Origin of the sequence: Aeromonas sp. s13 (assembly GCF_040907905.1) — a bacterium.
Lineage (GTDB): Bacteria > Pseudomonadota > Gammaproteobacteria > Enterobacterales > Aeromonadaceae > Aeromonas > Aeromonas veronii.
This window is the reverse complement of record NZ_JBFOCS010000080.1, coordinates 1-20,374: the sequence shown is the minus strand read 5'-3', so window position 1 is coordinate 20,374 and position 20,374 is coordinate 1. Positions and strand designations below refer to the sequence as shown.

The window sequence follows — 20,374 nt, the reverse complement described above, 5'->3', positions numbered from 1 at the left end:
CCGATGGGCATCGACTGGCCTTTTTATCGCGGGATTTCCCTCTGGCTAACGCCAGGGGCCAGGCTTAGCGCCAGGGGCTCTGCTGCCACAGACGCCCAAGTCCTGCCTCGAGCGCCTGCGCGCCCTGTTGCCCCAGCTTCTGGGTCAGGCTTTTTGGCTTGCGATAGCTGATGCCGATCACCTTGTGGTGGCTGGCCTGCGCCAGCAGATAGTCATCGCTGGTGCAGAGGGTATCCACCAACCCCAGCCCCTTGGCCTGACTTGCCAGCCAGTGCTCTCCGGTCGTGACCTGATCGATATCGAGTTGCGGGCGGTGTTCGGCCACAAAGGCCTTGAAGCGCTCGTGGATCGCCGCCAGCTCCTCGCGAAACTTCTCGCGCCCCAGATCGTCGTTCTCGCCAAACATGGTGATAGTGCGCTTGTACTGACCGGCGGTGTGCATCTCGAATTCGATATCGTGCTTTTTCAACAACTTGTTGAAGTTCGGCAGCTGGGCGATCACCCCGATGGAGCCGACGATGGCAAAGGGGGCAGCCAGGATCTTGTCCGCCACGCAGGCCATCATGTAGCCGCCGCTCGCCGCCACCTTGTCGATAGCCACGGTGAGCTTGATGTCACGATCGCGCAGTCGCTGCAACTGGGAAGCGGCCAAGCCATAGCCATGCACAACGCCGCCACCAGATTCGAGCCGCAGCAGCACCTCGTCGCCGGGCTGGGCGACGCCAATCACCGCGCTCACCTCTTCGCGCAGAGAGGCCACCTCTTTGGCATCCATGCTGCCGTTGAAATCGAGCACAAACAGGCGACTGCGCTCATCCCCCGCCTTGGCGCGTTTTTTCTGCTCCTCTTTCTGCTGCTTTTCCAGCACCTTGCGCTCGGCCTTGCTTACGAGCGCGCTCTTGAGCGCAAATTGCCCCTGCTCCAGCTCGCTCGAGAGATCGGTCACCACCAGATCCCCCTTGCGCGCTTTCGGCTGGCGAGTGCTGACGATCATCAGGATGATGGCGCCGATGGCCAGCAGGAAGGTCACTGTCTTGGCCAGAAACAGGCCATATTCGGTCAGAAATGTCACGATGGACTCCAGAATGGATCGGTTTTCGTCACATTCTAGGGAGTTTGGCGAATGCGCGCAAAAAATCGCAGCCAGTGCCCGGAAAAACCAACCCGAGCATCACAACCTCTCTATTTTCTTCACATTTTTCTTGCCGCTGGCTGGTCAAACAGGCGCGCGGATCAGTACACTTGGCGCCGATTGCCATGCACTTATGGCCGGAATTTGTTAACAGGAGTTGTCATGCTCGATTATCAGGCACCCCGCGATCTGCTCAAGGATAAAGTCATTCTGGTCACCGGTGCCGGCGACGGGATCGGCCGCGAAGCCGCCCTCACCTACGCCGCTCACGGTGCCACCGTGATCCTGCTCGGCCGCACCAGCGCCAAACTCGAAGCCGTGTATGACCAGATTGAAGCCGCCGGTTATCCGCTGCCCGCCATCGTGCCGGTGGATCTGAAAGGTGCCACCGCCGCCCACTACCGCGGCATGGCAGAAACCTTCGCCCAGCAGTTTGGCCGCCTCGACGGCGTGCTGTTCAACGCCGGTCTGCTTGGCACCCTCTCTCCGTTTGAACATATTCAGGAGAAGGAGTGGGACGAGGTGATGCAGGTCAACGTCAAATCGGAATTCCTGCTGACCCAGGCGCTGCTGCCGCTGCTGCGCCAGACCGCCAAGGCGCAGGGCGATGCCTCTATCATCTACACCTCCTCCAGCGTGGGGCGCAAGGGGCGCGCCTACTGGGGCACCTATGCCATCTCCAAATTTGCCATCGAGGGGATGATGGAAGTGCTGGCCGACGAGCTTGAGAACACCGGTGTGCGGGTCAATACCCTCAACCCGGGCGGTACCCGTACCAAGATGCGCGCCAGCGCCTTCCCGGCGGAAGATCCCATGAACCTCAAGACTCCGGCCGACCTGATGCCGCTCTACCTCTACCTGATGGGGTCGGACAGCCGCGGCAAAACCGGCCAGACCTTTGTGGCTCAGCCAAAATAAACAGGCGGCTCAGCCCAAATAAATCAATAAAATACCCAGAGTGTTGTGCGGCAGGGGTTAAATTGAATAGGGGGCACAGGCTCCCTGTTCGAACCACTGACCATTCTATCTCCAATCAGGTTGAACTATGTTTCGTCCCAAGAGCACGTTTGAGCAATGGCGGATCTTTCAGGCGGTGGTCGACTGCGGCGGCTACGCCCAGGCGGCCGAGGCGCTGAACAAGAGCCAGTCCTCCCTCAATCATGCGGTTGCAAAGTTGCAGCAGAGTCTTGGGGTGCCCTTGCTGGAGGTGCGCGGCCGCAAGGCGGTGCTGACACCGGCGGGCGAGATCTTCCTCAAGCGGGCTCGCCAGTTGAGCCAGCAAGTAGAAGAGCTGGAGAATCTGGCCAACAACCTGGAGCGGCAGTGGGAGCCGCAGATCAACCTCTATGTCTCGGCGCTGCAACCAAGGGATCGCCTCTATCGGGCGCTGGCCAGCTTCTACCCCCGCAGCCGGGGTTGCCGGGTCAACCTGCACGAACGCATTCACTGCCACTTCAACGCCCTGCAACCGGGGGATCTGATGCTCTCCGAGCACCTGCCCGGCGATCGCACCGGCCTGTTGCTGGACGAGGTGTGCCTGCTGCCTCTCTGCGCCGCCAGCCATCCGCTGGCACAGGAGGAGGGGCCCATCCGCAGCGACGTGCTGACCAGTCACAACCAGATCAGCCTGCATCCCCCCATTCACCGCTCGGTGGACTGGAACGATGCGGATGACACCGGCTGGAAGGCGACCCACTACCACGAAGTGCTCGCCATGCTGCGCCTTGGCCTCGGCTATGCCTGGCTGCCGCGCCATCTGGTAGAGCGGGAGCTGGCGGAAGGGTCACTCACACAGCTGGATCTGGAGAGCGGCAACGAGCGCCACCTCTATACCTACCTGCTGACCCTCTCCCCCGAATCTCTCGGCCCCGCGACCGAGCTGCTGCTGCGCTGCCTGCGCAACGAATATCAGGGCGAATCAGCGCCGCTCCCGCACGCCCAGCCCCAACACGACAAATAACAGCCAGATCCCCCGTCAGACGTTGGGCACCCGCCAGCTGGCGGCCAGTGCCACCAGTGCCAATCCCAACGCCACCATAAAGACCCCGTGGAAACTCCACACCTCCGCCACCACACCGGCGATGGCCCCTGCCATGATGGAACCGGTGCGGATGCTGTTGGCAAACAGGGTAGTCGCCACCCCGGCTCGCCCCGGCATCAGATCCTGAAAGTAAGACATGCCGATCCCCGCGACGATACCGATGAAGATGGCGTTGAACAGCTGCAAGGCGATCAGGGCGTATTGGTCGGTGAGGGTCACCAGACCTGTGTAAAAGGCTGCGCCAGCCAGCACCGCCAACAACATCATGGGGCGCTTGCCAAAACGGGCCGTGTAATAACCCGCCAGCAGCATGAAGGGGATCTCCAGCGCCGCCGCCGTGCCCATCAGGATACCGGCAAGCTTCTCATCCATCCCCAGCTCTCGGGTGATATAGAGCGGCATATTGATGAGGTACATGCTGTTACAGGTCCACATCAGGGTGGAGGCGATAAAGAGCGCCCGCACCGCCGGATCACGCCAGCTGCTGACCCGCTCTGTCTCTTCGGCCATCTTGGGCAAAGGCAGAGAGGGGAGCCAGCGCCACACCACCAGGGCGCAGAGCAGGTAGGCCAGTGCCGAGGCCAAGTACATCAGCTCGAAGCCGTAGCCGATGGCCAGCGCAAAGGCGATTGGCGGGCCTATGACCCAGGCCAGCGAAAATTGGGCTCGCATCACCGAGCTGAACATGTCCGCCCGTCGGTTGCGGCTGTCGGAGTATTCCCGCGCCAGCGCAAACAACTGGGGGCTGGCTGTGGCCGCCAGCGCAGCCAGCATGACCCCCAGACTCGCCAGCAACCAGTAGTTGCGGTTCCAGGCAAACAGCAAGGAGAGCGCCACCCCGGCAAAGCAGCAGCGCAGGATCAGTCGCTTGCGATCCCCCTTGTTGTCGGAGCGATGGCCCAACCACTGGCTGACCAGAATGCCCACTACCGCATTGATGGTATAGAAGAGCCCGACCAGAAAGGGGCGCACCTGCACCTCCTCGGCCAGAAACAGACTTAAGGTAGGCACCTGCAATGCCACCGCGACGCCGGTCATAAAGGTCACGGCAAGAAACGAAAGAGAGACGGGGTCCGGGCGTTTGACCGCCGCTATCGACAAGCTCATAGGGTTACCACTGGTTGGAGGGACGATACGGGCTAACGGGCGGCAGCCGTATGAAAATTCGGCGCCTATCTTATGTCACTATCAAGAGCGGGCTCAAGGATGCATAAGCAGGTGTGCGCCTTGCGAGGGAGGCCGCGACCCCGTAGAGTGAAAGCCCATCCTGCCAGCACAAGGAGTTCGCATGTTTGATTTTGATCAGGAAGTAGACCGCAGTGGCACCATGAGCCTGAAATGGGACAAGTACAAGGGTCAGGATGTGCTGCCCATGTGGGTTGCCGATACCGACTTTGTTTCCCCCCCGTCCGTGATTGAGGCGTTGACCAAACGGGTCGCCCACGGCATTTTCGGCTATTCACGCCCCTCGCCGCGCCTGATCGAACTCATCATCGAACGGATGGCGACCCGCTATGGCTGGGCCATCGAGCCCGAATGGCTGGTGTTCCTGCCGGGCGTGGTGCCGGGGCTCAACCTTGCCTGCAAGGCGTGGAGCCAGCATGGCCGCGGTATCATCACCCCCAAGCCGGTCTACTACCCCTTCCTGCAGGCGCCGGGCTTCAATGATCGCCCCCTGCTCACCGTGCCGATGGTTGAAGAAGCCGGTCGCTGGGTGCTGGATCTGGCAGAGCTTGAGCGTCAGGCCCCCGCCGCAGATCTGCTGCTGCTCTGCAACCCCCACAACCCGGGCGGCACCATCTTCACCCGTGACGAGCTGCTGGCCATCGATGCCATCGCCGCGCGCCACAATCTGGTGATCTGCTCCGATGAAATCCACTGCGATCTGCTGCTGGATAAGAATGCCCGCCACATTCCCTACGGCGCCATCAGTGCACAAGCGGCCGAGCGCTGCGCGGTGATGATGGCCCCGAGCAAGACCTTCAATATCGCCGGTCTCTGCTGCTCCTTCGCCATTATCCCCAACCCCCGTCTGCGCTTCAGGCTGCAACAGGCGATGCGCGGCATCAGCGCCGACGTCAACCTGCTGGGTTTTGTCGCCGCCGAAGCGGCCTATGAGGGTGGCGAACAGTGGCTGAGCGAGCAGCTCGACTATCTGGCGGCCAATCTGGCCCTGATCCAGCAGGCGGTTGCATGCTGGCCCGGCGTCAAGCTGGCCAACCATCAGGCGACGTATCTGGCCTGGATTGATGTGAGCGGCCTTGGCCTTGCCGATCCCATCGCCTTCTTCGAGCAGGCTGGCGTTGGCCTCTCCCCCGGCGCCCAGTTTGGCGACGGTCAGTTCGTGCGGCTCAACTTCGGCTGCACCAGGGCACGGCTGACCGACGCGCTGGCGCGGATGGAGCGGGCAATCCTCAAACACAGCAAGCCCTGATCAGCCAGCAACGGGATGGGCAAGCCCCATCCCTTTTTCCCTGTGTCATCAGCCAGCGGTCAACTCAGTCAACGGTCAATTATGTCTCTACGGATCTTGCATCACCTTCTGCTCCCCCTCTGTGCACTCTCTGCGTTGCTCCCCTTTGGCAGCCAGGCGCTGACTATCGGAACAGGCCCGCTCAATGGGGTCTACTACCCGACCGGTGGCGCCATCTGCCGGGTGCTCAATGCCGGCCATGCCCTGCATGGAGACAGCTGCACCGTGCAGAGCACCCGTGGCTCGATGGCCAACCTCAAGGCACTCGACAAGGGGGACGTACAGCTGGCGCTGGTGCAGTCTGATGTGTTGCACCACGCCCTGCACGGCACCGGCCCCTTCAGCGGGCAGGGGGCCAACAATGAGCTGCGCAGCCTGTTTCGCCTCTATCAGGAGTCGTTAACCCTGCTGGCCGCCCCCAATAGCGGCATCACCACTCTGGCAGATATCGAAGGGAAGCGGGTCTATCCCGGCAACAAGGGCGCCGGTGAGCAGATCACCAGCCAGGCCCTGATGGCTGCCATGGGATGGCAACCCGGACAGTTTGCTGCCTATCAGCTCAAGTCGGACAGCGAACCGCTGGAAGGGCTGTGCGATGGCTCGCTGGATGCCGCTTTTGTGGTGGCCGGTCACCCCAGTCTGGCGGTCGGCGACCTGATCAGCCGCTGCAAGGTGCGCCTCATCCCCATCGAAGGGGAGCAGATCGACAGGCTGCTCAAGCAACACCCCTACTACCAGCGCAGCCGCATCGCTGCCAACCTCTATCCGGGGCAGACCACCGCCATCAACAATATCGGGATGAGTGCCGAACTGGTGGCGCTGGCCAGCCTGCCGGACCCCATCGTCCGAACCGTGCGCGATACCCTGCTGGCCCGGGTCAAGCAGTTCAGCCGGCTGCATCCCGCCCTTAGCAAGGTGACCCCCGAGCAGTTGCAGGCGCAAACCGAGCTGCCCCTCCATGCGGGGATGTCGGATCAACCGCCGGCCTCCTTGCCACTGACCCCCGAGCAGTTAACCGCGGAACAGCTGACGCCGGAGCCGTTAACACCAGCACCATCGACCTCGGAAGCGGTGCCCACGACAGAGCAGGTGAGTGCCGCCGACGGGACGACAACGCCCATTGAGGCGCCCTCTGACGCGACCGCCACCAGCAGTGCCGCAGTGACGACAGAAGCCACAGAGGTTAATCCCTTACCCGAAGAGGCGCTTGAGGTCGCCCCCGAGCTCACTGCACCAACCACCGAGGGTGAGAGCGTGGCCCCTTCGGCCGCAGCGTCAACTGCGCCAGCACCATCGGCTGCCGTTTCGACTCAGTTGCCGCAAAGCGCCTCTGCGGCCACTGCGCAGCAAGAGCAGGCAACCCAGCCTGCCAGCAGCGCGGTGACTGGCGAAACCCTGCAGCAGGATAAAACCGATACACTGCCCTCCCCTGCCACCAGCGCAGCCACACAGCTGCAACCCTGAATGGTCAGCGCCTACAAATGCATCAGGGCAGCTTCGGCTGCCCTGATTGTTTACGCGCGTTCGATAGTGACAATTGATGGCGGCCTAGTCACCCCGATAGGCCTGCTCACCTTGCCGCCCCGCTACGGCTCCATCACCCGGGTCAGATAGGGGTTGGGCTTCTGGATCTCCTCCTCCACCCAGTGCAGCAACTGCTTGATGGCCCGCGACAACACCTGATTCTGGCGCACCACGTAGCCCAGACTGGTACCGGGAAAGTCGCCGAGGCTGGTGACCGGCGCGGTGAGGTTGAGGCGCGGATGCAGGGAGAAGTCCGGCACGATGGCGACACCAAAGCCCGCCTCGGCCCAATCGAGCTGGGCGTCGACGCTGCCTACCTCCATGATGCGGCAGGGGGGCAAGGCCAGCAGCGGCAGAGACGGGTCGATCAGCGCCCGGGTGCGGGTGTCGTGACCGAGCAGGATCAGGGTCGGCTCGTCGAGGGGGTCGCTCTCTCCCGCCACCGCCCGCGCCTGCCAGCGGGCAAGGCCGTGGCCCAGCGCACACCAGGTCACCTGTTGCAGCTCGGTATAGAAGAGCGGCTCGCTGCGCTTTTGCGCCATGACAAAACCCAGATCCGCCTTGCCCGCCTTGACCAGCTCGGCCGCCTGATCCGAAGTGGTGTTGAACAGAGTGAGGTCGATGCCGGGAAACTCCCGTTTGAAGCGCTGGAACGGCTGGATAAGCAGCAGGCGCGAGATGATGTCGCTGGCGGCGATGGCCAGCGTCCCCTGGCTGAGCTGGTTGAGGGCATTGAGATCGGACTGGCAGAGCTGCAGCTCGGCAATGGTGCGCTCGGCGCTTTGCAGCAGCCGCTCCCCCGCCTGCGTCAGGCGAAACGGACTGCGCTCGATCAGTCGCACCCGGGTCGCCTGCTCCAGCCGTTTGATATGCAGGCTGACATTGGGCTGAGTCATGTGCAGTTCGGTGGCGGTCTGACCAAAATGTTGCAATCGGGCCAGGGTGACAAAGGTTTGCAGCCAGTGAATATCCAGCATAAGAGTCCCTCAACCCGCGATGTGCGGGGCTTGCCAGGCAAAATCGAGCAATTTGCCGCTTAATTGGCCATAATTATATGATTATCTTATCGGAATTATAAAGATAATTAATTTTTCTAATCCGCATCAGGCTCCTAGGATGGACGCCTAACGTCTTAGGAGAAAGAGTCATGTCGTCTATCGTAGTCGTAGGTGCTAACTGGGGTGATGAAGGCAAAGGCCGCATCGTGGATTATCTGGCAGGTCAAGCTGGCGCCAGCATTCGCTTCCAGGGCGGCAACAACGCTGGCCACACTGTGGTCAACGACCTTGGCACCTTCAAGCTGCACCAGGTTCCGAGTGGCGTATTCAACCCGGATTGCCTGGTTGTCCTCGGCCCGGGCATGGTGATCAGCCCCGAGAAACTGACCGTCGAGCTCGAGGAAGTCAAAGCCTCCGGCGTGACTCCGAAGCTGGCCATCTCTGACCGCGCAACCCTCTGCCTGCCACTGCACGCACTGGAAGATACCCTGGAAGAGCAACGTCTGGGTGACGGCGCCTATGGCTCCACCCGTCAGGGCATCGCTCCTGCCTACGGCGATCGCGTGATGAAGAAAGCGATCCTGGTCGGCTGGCTGAAACAGCCGGACGTACTGGTCGAGCGCATCCAGTTCATGCTGGACTGGAAACTGCCGCAGATGAAGGCTATCTACCCCTCCTTCGAATTCACCCAGACTGCCCAGGAGATGGCCGACTGGCTGCTGGAAGTCTCTGCCCCCTGGATCGACGCCGTCTGCAACGTCAGCATGCCGCTCAAAGCGCTGCAGGCCGAAGGCAAGACCCTGCTGTTCGAAGCCCAACTGGGCGCTGGCCGTGACCTGATCTACGGCGAATACCCCTGGGTGACCTCCTCCCACGTATCCGGCGCCTACGCCGGTATCGGTGGCGGTCTGCCGGGTCTGCGCCCGGAGCGCGTCATCGCTGTGGCCAAGGCATTCAGCTCCTCTGTCGGTACCGGCACTCTGCTGACCGCCATGGAGAACCAGGACGAGTTCCGCAAGATCACCAACGAGTTCGGCGCTACCACTGGCCGTCCCCGTGATGTCGGTTACTTCGATGCCGTCGCCACCAAGAACGGTGTCGAGCTGCAAGCCGCCACCGAAGTGGCCCTGACCAAGCTGGACTGCCTGACCGGTCTGCCGGATCTGAAGATCTGCGTGGCTTACGAAGGTGCCCACACCGAGAACCCGATTTGGCCGCAAACCGCTGCCCTGAAGCCGGTTTACGAGCAGATGGAAAGCTGGAGCGAAGACATCACCGGCTGCCGCACCTTCGAAGAGCTGCCCAAAGCGGCCCAGCAGTACGTGCTGCGTATCGAAGAGCTGCTCGGCGTACCGGTTCCGATGGTTTCCGTCGGCCCGGGCCGTGACGAGATGATCCTGCGCTAAGCCGCATTTCTCATCGTCAAACAAAAAACCGGCATCCCTGATGCCGGTTTTTTTATGGCTGCCGTTTACCTTCTTGCCATAAAACCACCAAAAGGCTCAATTAACTCACCAATCGACCTCAAATTGAGCCGTTCTGCAATAACATTCTACCCTGCCCTCGTTAAAGTGAACCCGTTACCACACGAGGAGTCACCCGATGAAATTGCTCAAACAGAGTGCCCTGTTGCCACTGCTCTGCCTGACGGCCATGCCAGCCTTTGCCATGACCCTGAAGAGCACGGACATTCACGAAGGCCAGTTGATGGACAAACAGTTCAGCTTCAACGGCTTTGGCTGCAGCGGCGACAACCACTCGCCCCAGCTGAGCTGGCAGGATCTGCCGGCAGGCACCAAGAGTGTTGCCATCACCGCCTATGACCCCGATGCCCCTACCGGCAGCGGTTGGTGGCACTGGCTGGTGGTTAACCTGCCTGCCACCCAGAGCGAACTGGCCAGCAATGCCTCCGGCAAGCTCAAGCAGGGATTGGAGATCCGCACCGACTTTGGCAGCCAGGGTTACGGCGGCCCCTGCCCGCCCGCAGGTCACGGCATGCACCGCTATCAGTTCACCGCCTGGGCCCTGCCCCATGATCTCGAGGTAAAGGCTGATACCCCGCCGGCTATGGTAGGCTACATGCTCAATAGCATGACGCTCGGCAAAGCCACCCTGACCGCCACCTTCGTCACCCCCTAGGAGCCAACCGGATGAGCACTCCCCTGCTGCAACAGAGCCACTATCTCGGGATCCGCCAGCAGCCCCTGCATCGGGTGCTCATCTATGCCCCAACCCTCATCTGGGTCACCCAGGGGAGCAAACAACTGTGGTGGCGCGAGCGACGTCTGTCGTTTGACAGGGAGCGGTGGCTGCTGATCCCGGCAGGCCACCAGCTCACCTTCGTCAATCAGCCGGAGCAGGGCAAGTTTCGCTCCCACGCCATCACGCTGCTCACTCCGCCTCCACCAGAATGGCTGGCCGAGTCAGCCCCTTCCCACGCCGATCTGGAGGAACCCACTGTCAAGGTCACCCCCGGGCTCGCCTTCTGCTTTGAGCTCATCAGCACCATGGCCGAACGGGGACTGAGCGAGGCGACCCAGGCCGAACTGCTGCGCGGCTTCTATGCCGAACTGCGGGCCGCCAACGCCCTCGGGTTACTCTTTCCCGCCAGCACCATGACCCTCGCAGAGCGGCTGGCACGCTACCTGGCGGTGGAACCCGGAATCGACCACACCCTGGAGGCGGTGGCCCCCCACTTCTCCATGAGCCGCGCCTCCATGGTGCGCAAGCTGGCCGCCGAAGGTCGCAGCTTTCGCCAGTTGCTGGCTCAGGTGCGCATGAGCCACGCCCTCAACCTGTTGCAACAGGGCCTGACCCCGCTGGAGGTCGCCCTCGCCTGCGGTTATGACTCCCCCAGCCGCTTTGCCGCCCGCTTCAAACAGGAGTTCGGCCTGACGCCCCACCAATACCTGCACACCTGCCCATCCACCCTGCTCAGTCACGCCAGATAGTCGATAAGTAACTTCTCTGAAGAGAGTGACTGCCAGCAGTTGTGTATCCTTGGGCTGCGCAATGGATGGCAACATCCATAATGCAAAAGGCCTCCGGATGGAGGCCTTTCTGTTTTCACTCAAGTTGCACTCATACAATACCTGCCACGCTGCGGGTACGGGCTAGTCTTAGCCGGTCGTGAGCGGCAAAGAGAGGCGTTTGGCCAGTGCCTGGAAGTGCTGGCTCACCTCAGCCCCGAACAGGGGGTCGCCAATGGCGCGGTTCTGCCAGTTTTGCTCCAGATGACGCCAGTCATCCTCGGTCAGGGAGTCACGCAGATGGGGGAAGATCACCCCCTCTTCATAGTTCATGTGTGCCTCTTGCAGCTCCACGAAGCGCTCCAGCTTGGTAGTGAACTGATCGAGGGGGATCACCGCATCCATCAGGATCATCTCCACCATCTCCTTGAGATCGGCCCCGGCCTCCAGCAGCTTGACGTGCTCCTCCTGCAGGCGGTTGGCGACCTCACCCTCCACCACCCGATATTTCAGGTAGTAGTCATAGATGAGGTCTTCCTTGGGATGGTGGTACTTGTCAGAGACCTCCCGCAGGTAGTCGATGACATCGCGCACCAGAAAATAGCTGATGGGCTCTTCGGCACGGATGGCTGCCAGCTTGTGCTTGAGCAGCTCCAAAAGTCGGGCGATGTTGAGATGGTCCTTGTGCAGACTGGATAACATGGGCACTCCTTGGCTCTGAATAAATCTTATGTCCCTGAGTATACGGTCATTTGTCGCCCGAACTTTGCACTCAATCAAGTGGAATGCAGACAGATTTCCACTCTATCGGACTCTTGCCCTGTTGTTCCAGCAAGCGATTGGTCTCGCTAAAGTGACCGCAACCGATGAAACCGCGGTGGGCAGAGAGGGGGCTCGGGTGCGGCGCGGTCAGCACATAGTGGCGCTGGCGGTCGATGAAACGTCCCTTCTTCTGGGCGTGGGCCCCCCACAGCAGGAACACCACCCCCTGACAACTGGCATTGATCTGCTCGATGACCCGATCGGTAAAAGTCTCCCATCCCAGATGGGCGTGGGAATGGGCCTGACCGGCCTGCACCGTCAGCACAGTGTTGAGCAGCAGGACCCCCTGTTTGGCCCAGGATTCGAGAAAGCCGTGGTTGGGTGTGACGAAACCTGGCAGGTCACGCTGCATCTCTTTATAGATGTTGACCAGTGAGGGAGGCGTACGCACGCCGGGCAGAACGGAGAAGCAGAGCCCGTGCGCCTGATTGGGGCCGTGGTAGGGATCCTGCCCCAGGATCACCACCTTGACCTGATCCAGCTCGGTCAGCTTGAAGGCATTGAACACATCGGTGGCTGGCGGGTAGATCACCTTGCCCGCTTCCCGCTCGGCTCTGACAGTTGCCAGCGTACTCTTGAAATAGTCCTGCTCTTTCTCAGAGCCAATCACATCACTCCAGGTCAGCACCCCGGCCTCCTCACTTGATACGGCGAAGGGCTCAGGATAGGGGGCCAGCCCGCAAGACGCAACCGTGGCTCACGCTTTCCAGAGCCTGGCGAGGCGCCCCGAGCGCTCCAGCTTGCGCAGGCCGCTATTGAACAGCAGCATCAGACGGCGCGCCTCGGGATCGGCCTTGCGCATCAGCAGGTATCCCGGTTGCGACCAGATGGGGTCGGCGGCACCGGTCAGTGACAGCGATTGGGGATGACGAACGAGTGCCTGCTGGAACAGAGTCTGTGCCACCTGCTCATCCATCACCAGATAGTGGATCCGCCCGTCGAGCAGCTTGCCCATGCTCTCCTCATCGGAATCTGACCACTCGAGGGTGAGCCCGGCTTGGCGGGCGGCAAAACCATCGCCATAGAAATAGCCACGGGTCACCCCGACCGGCTCGTGTTTCAGCTCACCCAAATTGACCACGGGTGTACCAGTCAACGTTATCAGGCGAGTGGTGAAATGGCCGAGCGAGGCGGAGAGATAGAAAAGCTGCTCCCGCTCGCGGGAGCGAAACCAGGGCATGGTGACCACATAGCGCCCCTCCAGAGTCAGTCGGTAAGCCTCGGCCCAGGAATAGAAGTGAAAGCTGACATCGAGCCCCTCTTCGGCAAAGGCCTGGCGCACCACCTCACAGAGAAAGCCCTGATTGGGCAACGACTCACTGATATAGGGCGGCCACTCGCCCACGGCAATACGCACCGTCTCGGCCCGCACCGCAACACTGCTTGCCCAGCAACAGAACAGGGCGAGCCATGCCCACTTTCGCCACCCGTTATTCACCCGGCACTCTCCCTCCTCGCTTTTTTTGCTGAGTGTAGCCAACCCCTCAATTAACCTCAGAAAAAGCCGAAAAGATGTAGTTAAATTACTAGATTAACGAGATAAAAGATGCATAATTCGGATATCTTACAAAATCAGAAAAATGACCTATTTTTGATTCAACTCAAGAATTTAATCCCATTGAAATGGCGCTTTGTCGGATTTTCTTGATCTAGATCAATTTTGGTAATATTACCACCGTGGTATATATGACCCCATCAAAGAAAAGGTGTAAGGCAAGGGCCCTTTAAGTCATCGCCATCGACGGTAGCTTAAATACATCAGGGTAATTTCCTTACAGTTGGATTCGCGTTCCCATTGAGGAGTCATACCATGATCAAAGGCATTCAAATCACCCAGGCCGCCAACACCGCTCTGCTGAACTCTTTCTGGCTTCTGGACGAAGAGAAGCAACAAGCTCGCTGCATCTGCGTCAAAGGCGATGCTTTCGCTGCCGATCAAGAAGTGCAACTGGCTGACCTGGGTCAGTTCGAATACCGCGAACTGCCGGTTCAGGCTGAACCTGCTGTTGAAGGTGGCCAGCACCTGAACGTCAACGTGCTGCGTCGCGAAACTCTGGAAGATGCTATCGAAAACCCGGAGAAGTACCCGCAGCTGACCATCCGTGTATCTGGCTACGCAGTGCGTTTCAACGCCCTGACCCCGGAACAGCAGCGTGACGTGGTTACCCGTACTTTCACCCAGAGCCTGTAATCAGCGCCCTGCAGTGAAGAGCTGATACTCGCTGTATCGGCACAAAAAAAACGGCCGATTGGCCGTTTTTTTATTGCCCCCGCACCAGCCAACGCGGCCGTGCGGGGGAAACAGCGCTTACGCCCTGTCCGCTTCCAGTTGCCCGACCTTGCCGCCGAGCACTGCATCCATTTTCTTCTCGTCCAGCTGCTTGCAGTATTTGGCGACCACCACGGTGGCAACCCCGTTACCGATCAGGTTGGTCAACGCCCGCGCTTCGGACATAAAACGGTCGATCCCCAGGATCAGCGCCAAACCAGCCAGTGGCAGATGGCCAACCGCCGAAATAGTCGCCGCCAGCACGATAAAGCCACTACCAGTTACCCCCGCCGCCCCTTTCGAGGAGATCAGCAGTACCACCAGCAGGGTGATCTGTTGGAACAGATCCAGCGGCGTATTGGTAGCCTGGGCGATAAAAATCGCCGCCATGGTCAGATAGATGGAGGTGCCATCCAGGTTAAAGGAGTACCCGGTCGGAATGACCAGCCCCACCACCGATTTCTGGCAACCCAGCTTCTCCATCTTGTCCAGCATCCGCGGCAGTACCGACTCGGAAGAGGAGGTCCCCAGCACGATCAGCAACTCCTCACGAATGTAGGAGATGAAACGCAGGATGCTAAAACCTGAGGCTTTAGCGATGCTGCCCAGCACAATGAAGATAAAGAAGAGGCAGGTGAGATAGAAGCAGGCAATAAGCTGGCCCAGCTGTACCAGTGAACCTACTCCATATTTGCCGATGGTAAATGCCATTGCCCCGAATGCACCGACCGGCGCCAGTCTCATTATCATATTGATAATGCCAAATATGACTTTGGAGAAACTGTCGATGACGCCGAAAATAACCTGTCCCTTTTCACCGATATGATGCAGGGAGAAGCCGAACAGCACCGCAAACAGTAACACCTGCAAGATATTACCGCTGGCAAAGGCACCGATCACACTGCCCGGAATAATATCCAGCAAAAAGGCGATAATGCCCTGGGACTTGGCCTGCTCCGCATAGGCGGAGATGGCGCTGGCATCCAGCGCAGCCGGATCGACGTTCATACCGGCACCCGGTTGCAGCAGGTTGACCACGCACAGCCCGATGATCAAGGCGATGGTGCTGACTACCTCGAAGTAGAGCAGAGCAATGGCGCCGGTCTTGCCGACCGCCTTCATGCTCTCCATCCCGGCAATGCCGGTAACCACGGTACAGAAAATAACGGGGGCGATGATCATCTTGATCAATTTGACGAAGCCATCACCGAGGGGCTTCATATCGGCGCCCAGTTCTGGATAGACATGCCCCAGAAATACCCCGAGGGTAATCGCGAGCAATACTTGAAAATAGAGGCTGCTAAATAGTTTCTTTCGCATTATTAACGTCCTGTTAATTTAATTGCACATTGTTATGGCAGCAATAAACATGCAGATAGCCGGACGAGATATCTGCGTACCTCACCCGATCCATGCTGTTTCTGCATTACTACGGTGACCACTTTACATGTAATAAAAAACAATTAAGAGACATCAATCACACAACAAAATTAACACCATTAACACCACAGCAACCAATAATTGTTTGCTCACAGATTAATTTGAGTCTTCAACTAAATATGGCAGATATAAAAATGCCCCGCATTGCGGGGCATTTTTATCAGGCATGACAGCGTCGGGATCAGGCCGAGGTATCGAGGGGTTCGAAGCCCTTGATCAGGTCATCGATGGCCTTCATCTGTTTGAGGAAGCCTTCCAGCTTCTCCAGCGGCAGGGCGCTCGGGCCATCACAACGGGCAATCTTCGGATCCGGGTGTGATTCGATAAAGAGACCGGCCAGACCGACCGCCATGCCGGCGCGCGCCAGCTCGGTCACCTGCTCGCGACGGCCACCGGAGGCGGCACCCAGCGGATCACGGCACTGCAGGGAGTGGGTCACGTCAAAGATCACCGGATAGCCACCGGTGCTCTTCTTCATCACGCCCAGACCCAGCATGTCCACCACCAGGTTGTCGTAGCCGAAGTTGGCACCGCGCTCGCACAGGATCAGCTGGTCGTTGCCGCACTCCTCGAACTTGTCGGTGATGTTCTTCATCTGGCTTGGGCTGAGGAACTGCGGCTTCTTGATGTTGATGACGTTGCCGGTGCGGGCCATGGCTTCCACCAGATCGGTCTGGCGTGCCAGGAAAGCGGGCAACTGGATAACGTCAACCACCTCGGCGACCGGCTTGGCCTGATGGGGTTCGTGCAGATCGGAGATGACCGGCATGCCGAAGGTCGCTTTCAGCTCCTGGAAAATCTTCATCCCCTCTTCCAGACCCGGACCGCGGTAGGAGTGGATGGAGGAGCGGTTGGCCTTGTCCCAGCTCGCCTTGAACACAAACGGGATGCCCAGCTTGCTGGTCACTTCCACGTACTTCTCGCACACCGCCATCGCCATGTCGCGGGATTCCAGCACGTTCATGCCGCCAAACAGCACGAACGGTTTGTCGTTGGCAACGTCGATCTGGTTGATCTTGATATTCTTCTGTTCCATCTAAGACATCCTTAATAAAAGGGCCTGAAGCCTAGTTAATCCGTTGCGACCGGACGCAGCGGCCTTGATATTCTTCTGTTTCAGTTTCAAGCCGCCCTTAATGGAGGGGCTTGGGGCTCAGATCCAGCGCGGCCAGCTGTACTTTCAGCACATCGGCGACCGGATCGTCCGGGCATTGTTCAATAAAATATTCAAAATCGTCGGCGGCCTGGCGCGGGCAATCGAGCTGCTCGTAGATAAAGCCGCGATCACGCGTCTCCAGCGGATCGCCCGGCTTCATCCGCAGCAACAACTCGCTGCAGCGTAGTGCCTCGGGCATACGATCTTCCCGCAGCAGGGCACCCTTGCTGACGTTGAGCAGCCGTTCGATGATCTCCCACTGGCCGGAGGGCTGCAGGTAGTCGGGGGTCAGGGTCGCCAAGTCCCCCAGCGCACCGCGCAGCAGCAGCTCGATGCGGGCCAGACTCAGCTCGTCGCCGGTAAAAGGGTCGACATAGACCTCCCCCTCGCCGCCGGCAAAGCTCACCAGGAAGTGACCGGGGAAGCAGATCCCCTCCACATCGAGCCCAAGCTTGCGTCCCAGCTGGATGATGAGAATACCGAGGCTGACCGGGATCCCCTTGCGCTGAACCAGCACCTGATTGAGATCGCAGTTGTTGGCAGAGAAATAATCCTGCCAGTCGCCATGAAAACCGAGGCTGTGGTAGAAGCCCTGCAGCAACTGCTGGCGCACCTCGTCGCAGGTGCCCTCTTCGATCTGCTCGTCCAGCCACTCGTCCAGCAGGCTCAACTCGCGCATCCCCTCCTCGACCGAGCCATAAATTTCGTCGCTGACTGACAACGCCAGCTCGGTGATGTCGTGGGCTTCGAAATCGGTCCATTCGTCTATGTGTAACATTCTCTTCATGCCTTAGCCGAACACACTCGTCTGTTTGAGCACTGCCAACTTGGCAATAAAGTAGATCCAGCCGAGCGCCCCCAGAAAGGAGCACCAGCGCACCAGATTGCTTTTGGCCAGCCGCAGCGCCATCGCCGCCAGAAATACCAGCACCAGAATGGCCATCAGCTTCTCGCTGAGCCAAGGCGTTCCGTTATTGAGCGGGTTGAGATCCAGCACCATGCAGAGCAATACGCCGGAGAGCACCACCAGACCGTTGAGCCAGCCGCTGACCTTCATCACCGGCGCGCTATAGGCTCGGCCAGTGGCGGTCTGTACCCAGTAGAAGCGGAGCATAAACATCAGCACGGCCCCGGCAATCAGGGTGAGGTGCAGGTGTTTGAGCACAAAAACCATATTCAATCCTTGCATGGGGGCGCACAGGCAACCCGCCGTGTAACAGTGAGGAACCGTCAGCGCAGCGGGCAGAGGCCCAGCGTCACCCTGTCGTTATCCCCGTAATCACGCACCGTGGCTACCTCGCGGTAGCCGCCATCACGCAGCAACTGACGCACCGCCTCCCCCTGATCCCAGCCATGCTCCAGCAGCAACCAGCCGTCAAGCAGCAGATAAGCGGGGGCATGGGCCACGATGTGGCGGATATCAGCCAGCCCGGCGTCATCGGCAACCAGCGCCGAGCGGGGCTCAAAGCGCACATCACCCTGCTCGAGATGGGGATCGGCGCCATCAATATAGGGGGGATTGGAGACAATCACCGCAAAACGTGGCGTATTGTCGCGATCCGGCTCGCCAAGGGGCTCGAACCAGCTGCCATCGCGCACCTCGATGGGTAACCCCAGCGCGGCGCTGTTCTCGCGGGCAAGTGCCGCGGCATCCGCCATCCGATCCACCGCCCACACATCGACCTCGGGCCGCTCGGACTTGAGCGCCAGCGCGATGGCGCCTGTGCCGGTACCGAGATCCAGCACGGCGCACGGCCCTTGCGGAATTCTGGTCAGCGCCTGCTCCACCAGCACCTCGGTATCGGGGCGCGGGATCAGGGTCGCCGGACTCACCTTGAGGGGCAGCGACCAGAACTCCCGCTCGCCCACCAGATGGGCGATGGGTTCGCCATTGAGACGACGGGCCAGCCACCCCTGCAGAGTAACCTGCTGAGCGGCATCCAGCTCACGCTCGGGCCAGGTCATCAGATAGCTGCGACGACACCCGAGCAGATGGCAGAGCAGTACATCGGCGTCGGCGCGGGGGGATTCTCCCCCAGCCAGCACGGTCATGATATGGGCGCGGGCCTGCTGGATCTGCATCAGTGCCACTCCACCTTATGGGCAGAACACTTAATACGAGCTTGCCGGATCACCATTTGCATCAGTTGTTCTCGGCCAGCGAGGCGAGCTGATCGGCCTGATACTCTTGCACCAGCGGAGTGATGACGCAGTCCAGATCCCCTTCCAAAATTTCGGAGAGGCGGTACAGGGTCAGGTTGATGCGGTGCTCGGAGAGGCGGCCCTGCGGATAGTTGTAGGTGCGAATGCGCTCTGAGCGGTCGCCGGAGCCCACCAGATTGCGGCGGGTGCTCTGCTCGGCGGCGCGGTGGCGCTCATCCTCGGCCGCTTGCAGGCGGGCTGAGAGAACCGACATCGCCTTGGCGCGGTTCTTGTGCTGGGAGCGCTCGTCCTGACACTCCACCACCAGCCCGGTCGGCAGGTGGGTGATACGAATGGCCGAGTCGGTCTTGTTGACGTGCTGACCACCGGCACCGGAGGCGCGGAAGGTATCGATCTTCAAGTCGGAAGGATTGATCTCGATCTGCTCGGCTTCCGGCACTTCCGGCAGCACGGCGACGGTACAGGCGGAGGTGTGCACCCGGCCCTGAGACTCGGTCTCCGGCACCCGCTGTACCCGGTGACCACCGGATTCAAACTTGAGACGGCCATAGACGCGCTCGCCGTCGATCTTGGCGATCACCTCCTTATAGCCACCGTATTCACCGTCATTGCAGCTGACGATGGAGACGCGCCAGCCCTGACGCTCGGCAAAGCGGGAGTACATGCGGAACAGGTCGCCCGCGAAGATGGCAGCTTCGTCACCGCCGGCCCCGGCCCGGATCTCCAGATAGCAGTTGTTGTCATCCTTGGGGTCCTTGGGCAGCAACATCAGTTGCAGCTCCTGCTCCAGCGCCTCCAGATTGGCCTTGGCGAGCGGCAGCTCCTCCTGCGCCATCTCGCGCAGGTCGGCATCGTCCTCTTCCAGCATCATCTGGGTGGTCTCCAGATCATCCTGAGCCTGACGGTAACGCTGGAAGGCGTGAACGATATCTTCCAGCTGGGCATATTCGCGGGTCAGGGCGCGGTAGCGATCCTGATCCGAGACCACATCCGGCTCGCCGAGCATGGCCTGTACTTCTTCGTGGCGCTCGATGAGGCCTTCCAGCTTTCTGATCAGTGACGGATTCATAACTCTTGCATTCTCAATGGAGGACGGGACAACCGGCAGGTTGCCCGAAAATTATGGCTCTTGTGACAACCCCAGCGCCTGCCGCAAGCGGGAGAGCTCGCTCTGATCCCCCTGGGAGGCAGCCTGGCGCAACGCCTGGGTCGGCGCGTGGATCAATTTGTTGGTGAGGCGATGGGCCATCGCCTTGAGCGCCTGTTCGGCACTCTCGCCCTGCGCCAATGCCAGCAGGGCCCGTTGCAACTCTTCATCAGCCACTTGCTGGGACTGATGGCGGTAATCGCGAATGAGATCGACCGAGCTCTGGCCGCGATACCAGCC

The 20,374-nt window shown here is 60.2% G+C and carries 20 protein-coding genes and 1 pseudogene; 8 read left to right on the top strand and 13 right to left on the bottom strand.

The window, feature by feature from the left end:
* Positions 1-64 precede the first annotated feature (64 nt).
* Positions 65-1,072 (bottom strand): protease SohB, encoded by a 1,008-nt coding sequence (sohB, locus tag AB5Y82_RS18435; protein ID WP_159144172.1) that lies wholly within the window; start codon positions 1,070-1,072, stop codon positions 65-67.
* A 222-nt stretch (positions 1,073-1,294) separates the two neighbouring features.
* Here sohB and AB5Y82_RS18430 point away from each other — a divergent pair, with 222 nt between their 5' ends.
* Both AB5Y82_RS18430 and AB5Y82_RS18425 read left to right on the top strand, forming a co-directional pair.
* Entirely contained in the window at positions 1,295-2,050 is a 756-nt protein-coding gene (locus tag AB5Y82_RS18430; RefSeq protein WP_005353861.1) for a YciK family oxidoreductase, read from the top strand.
* Positions 2,051-2,177: 127 nt separating this feature from the next.
* The gene (locus AB5Y82_RS18425; RefSeq protein WP_111900725.1) at positions 2,178-3,092 is read left to right on the top strand and encodes a LysR family transcriptional regulator; all 915 of its coding nucleotides are present in this window, start codon (positions 2,178-2,180) and stop codon (positions 3,090-3,092) included.
* Positions 3,093-3,107: 15 nt separating this feature from the next.
* On the opposite strand, the gene AB5Y82_RS18420 is transcribed toward AB5Y82_RS18425, so the two are convergent.
* Positions 3,108-4,280 carry an MFS transporter gene (locus AB5Y82_RS18420; protein WP_005334914.1) on the bottom strand — a complete coding sequence of 391 codons (1,173 nt, stop codon included), beginning with the start codon at positions 4,278-4,280 and terminating at the stop codon, positions 3,108-3,110.
* A gap of 181 nt (positions 4,281-4,461) precedes the next feature.
* On the opposite strand from AB5Y82_RS18420, the gene AB5Y82_RS18415 reads away from it, so the two are divergent.
* Together AB5Y82_RS18415 and AB5Y82_RS18410 are read left to right on the top strand one after the other, a co-directional pair.
* Entirely contained in the window at positions 4,462-5,607 is a 1,146-nt protein-coding gene (locus tag AB5Y82_RS18415) for a MalY/PatB family protein (protein ID WP_111900726.1), read from the top strand.
* Positions 5,608-5,688: 81 nt separating this feature from the next.
* Positions 5,689-7,110, top strand: coding sequence for a TAXI family TRAP transporter solute-binding subunit (locus tag AB5Y82_RS18410; RefSeq protein ID WP_111900727.1), 1,422 nt, complete (start codon positions 5,689-5,691; stop codon positions 7,108-7,110).
* A 122-nt stretch (positions 7,111-7,232) separates the two neighbouring features.
* Here the strand turns inward: AB5Y82_RS18410 and AB5Y82_RS18405 are convergent, their stop codons facing one another.
* Positions 7,233-8,147: a LysR family transcriptional regulator gene (locus AB5Y82_RS18405; RefSeq protein WP_005353868.1), complete on the bottom strand. Its 915-nt coding sequence runs from the start codon at positions 8,145-8,147 to the stop codon at positions 7,233-7,235.
* A 170-nt stretch (positions 8,148-8,317) separates the two neighbouring features.
* Between AB5Y82_RS18405 and AB5Y82_RS18400 the strand changes: the two genes are divergently transcribed.
* The 3 genes from AB5Y82_RS18400 to AB5Y82_RS18390 all read left to right on the top strand — a co-directional run bounded on the left by AB5Y82_RS18400 (position 8,318) and on the right by AB5Y82_RS18390 (position 11,119).
* Complete coding sequence (locus AB5Y82_RS18400) at positions 8,318-9,574, top strand: adenylosuccinate synthetase (RefSeq protein WP_005362191.1); 1,257 nt, start codon at positions 8,318-8,320, stop codon at positions 9,572-9,574.
* Positions 9,575-9,770: 196 nt separating this feature from the next.
* Positions 9,771-10,307 carry a YbhB/YbcL family Raf kinase inhibitor-like protein gene (locus AB5Y82_RS18395; RefSeq protein ID WP_100645337.1) on the top strand — a complete coding sequence of 179 codons (537 nt, stop codon included), beginning with the start codon at positions 9,771-9,773 and terminating at the stop codon, positions 10,305-10,307.
* Between the two features lie 11 nt (positions 10,308-10,318).
* Entirely contained in the window at positions 10,319-11,119 is an 801-nt protein-coding gene (locus AB5Y82_RS18390) for a helix-turn-helix transcriptional regulator (RefSeq protein WP_368174360.1), read from the top strand.
* A gap of 168 nt (positions 11,120-11,287) precedes the next feature.
* Here AB5Y82_RS18390 and AB5Y82_RS18385 read toward each other — a convergent pair whose 3' ends face one another.
* The 3 genes from AB5Y82_RS18385 to AB5Y82_RS18375 form a co-directional block, all read right to left on the bottom strand.
* Entirely contained in the window at positions 11,288-11,839 is a 552-nt protein-coding gene (locus AB5Y82_RS18385) for a hemerythrin domain-containing protein (protein WP_005353878.1), read from the bottom strand.
* Positions 11,840-11,909: 70 nt separating this feature from the next.
* Entirely contained in the window at positions 11,910-12,587 is a 678-nt protein-coding gene (ung, locus tag AB5Y82_RS18380; protein ID WP_005353881.1) for a uracil-DNA glycosylase, read from the bottom strand.
* 69 nt (positions 12,588-12,656) lie between these two features.
* Positions 12,657-13,397, bottom strand: a complete 741-nt coding sequence (locus AB5Y82_RS18375; RefSeq protein ID WP_368174359.1) for a substrate-binding periplasmic protein — start codon at positions 13,395-13,397, stop codon at positions 12,657-12,659.
* A gap of 372 nt (positions 13,398-13,769) precedes the next feature.
* On the opposite strand from AB5Y82_RS18375, the gene grcA reads away from it, so the two are divergent.
* Entirely contained in the window at positions 13,770-14,150 is a 381-nt protein-coding gene (grcA, locus tag AB5Y82_RS18370) for an autonomous glycyl radical cofactor GrcA (RefSeq protein ID WP_005334936.1), read from the top strand.
* Positions 14,151-14,267: 117 nt separating this feature from the next.
* On the opposite strand, the gene AB5Y82_RS18365 is transcribed toward grcA, so the two are convergent.
* The 7 genes and pseudogenes from AB5Y82_RS18365 to hemA form a co-directional block, all read right to left on the bottom strand.
* Positions 14,268-15,548, bottom strand: a complete 1,281-nt coding sequence (locus tag AB5Y82_RS18365; RefSeq protein WP_005353887.1) for a dicarboxylate/amino acid:cation symporter — start codon at positions 15,546-15,548, stop codon at positions 14,268-14,270.
* Between the two features lie 301 nt (positions 15,549-15,849).
* Positions 15,850-16,704 carry a 3-deoxy-8-phosphooctulonate synthase gene (gene kdsA, locus AB5Y82_RS18360; protein ID WP_005334937.1) on the bottom strand — a complete coding sequence of 285 codons (855 nt, stop codon included), beginning with the start codon at positions 16,702-16,704 and terminating at the stop codon, positions 15,850-15,852.
* Positions 16,705-16,801: 97 nt separating this feature from the next.
* Entirely contained in the window at positions 16,802-17,602 is an 801-nt protein-coding gene (locus AB5Y82_RS18355) for a SirB1 family protein (protein ID WP_111900733.1), read from the bottom strand.
* A 12-nt stretch (positions 17,603-17,614) separates the two neighbouring features.
* Positions 17,615-17,998, bottom strand: coding sequence for a SirB2 family protein (locus AB5Y82_RS18350; RefSeq protein WP_005334939.1), 384 nt, complete (start codon positions 17,996-17,998; stop codon positions 17,615-17,617).
* A gap of 56 nt (positions 17,999-18,054) precedes the next feature.
* Positions 18,055-18,906, bottom strand: a complete 852-nt coding sequence (prmC, locus tag AB5Y82_RS18345) for a peptide chain release factor N(5)-glutamine methyltransferase (protein ID WP_368174358.1) — start codon at positions 18,904-18,906, stop codon at positions 18,055-18,057.
* Between the two features lie 61 nt (positions 18,907-18,967).
* Positions 18,968-20,056, bottom strand: coding sequence for a peptide chain release factor 1 (gene prfA / locus AB5Y82_RS18340; protein ID WP_005353897.1), 1,089 nt, complete (start codon positions 20,054-20,056; stop codon positions 18,968-18,970).
* 51 nt (positions 20,057-20,107) lie between these two features.
* Positions 20,108-20,374: pseudogene (hemA, locus tag AB5Y82_RS18335) on the bottom strand (glutamyl-tRNA reductase); the annotation flags it as partial.

Coding starts and splice junctions, on each gene's coding strand:
- AB5Y82_RS18425 (WP_111900725.1), top strand. CDS start 2,178: ATGTTTCGTCCCAAGAGCACGTTTGAGCAATGGCGGATCTTTCAGGCG.
- prmC (WP_368174358.1), bottom strand. CDS start 18,906: ATGCAGATCCAGCAGGCCCGCGCCCATATCATGACCGTGCTGGCTGGG.
- prfA (WP_005353897.1), bottom strand. CDS start 20,056: ATGAATCCGTCACTGATCAGAAAGCTGGAAGGCCTCATCGAGCGCCAC.
- kdsA (WP_005334937.1), bottom strand. CDS start 16,704: ATGGAACAGAAGAATATCAAGATCAACCAGATCGACGTTGCCAACGAC.
- AB5Y82_RS18355 (WP_111900733.1), bottom strand. CDS start 17,602: ATGTTACACATAGACGAATGGACCGATTTCGAAGCCCACGACATCACC.
- AB5Y82_RS18385 (WP_005353878.1), bottom strand. CDS start 11,839: ATGTTATCCAGTCTGCACAAGGACCATCTCAACATCGCCCGACTTTTG.
- AB5Y82_RS18430 (WP_005353861.1), top strand. CDS start 1,295: ATGCTCGATTATCAGGCACCCCGCGATCTGCTCAAGGATAAAGTCATT.
- AB5Y82_RS18420 (WP_005334914.1), bottom strand. CDS start 4,280: ATGAGCTTGTCGATAGCGGCGGTCAAACGCCCGGACCCCGTCTCTCTT.
- AB5Y82_RS18395 (WP_100645337.1), top strand. CDS start 9,771: ATGAAATTGCTCAAACAGAGTGCCCTGTTGCCACTGCTCTGCCTGACG.
- AB5Y82_RS18365 (WP_005353887.1), bottom strand. CDS start 15,548: ATGCGAAAGAAACTATTTAGCAGCCTCTATTTTCAAGTATTGCTCGCG.
- grcA (WP_005334936.1), top strand. CDS start 13,770: ATGATCAAAGGCATTCAAATCACCCAGGCCGCCAACACCGCTCTGCTG.
- AB5Y82_RS18405 (WP_005353868.1), bottom strand. CDS start 8,147: ATGCTGGATATTCACTGGCTGCAAACCTTTGTCACCCTGGCCCGATTG.
- AB5Y82_RS18350 (WP_005334939.1), bottom strand. CDS start 17,998: ATGGTTTTTGTGCTCAAACACCTGCACCTCACCCTGATTGCCGGGGCC.
- AB5Y82_RS18400 (WP_005362191.1), top strand. CDS start 8,318: ATGTCGTCTATCGTAGTCGTAGGTGCTAACTGGGGTGATGAAGGCAAA.
- AB5Y82_RS18390 (WP_368174360.1), top strand. CDS start 10,319: ATGAGCACTCCCCTGCTGCAACAGAGCCACTATCTCGGGATCCGCCAG.
- AB5Y82_RS18415 (WP_111900726.1), top strand. CDS start 4,462: ATGTTTGATTTTGATCAGGAAGTAGACCGCAGTGGCACCATGAGCCTG.
- AB5Y82_RS18410 (WP_111900727.1), top strand. CDS start 5,689: ATGTCTCTACGGATCTTGCATCACCTTCTGCTCCCCCTCTGTGCACTC.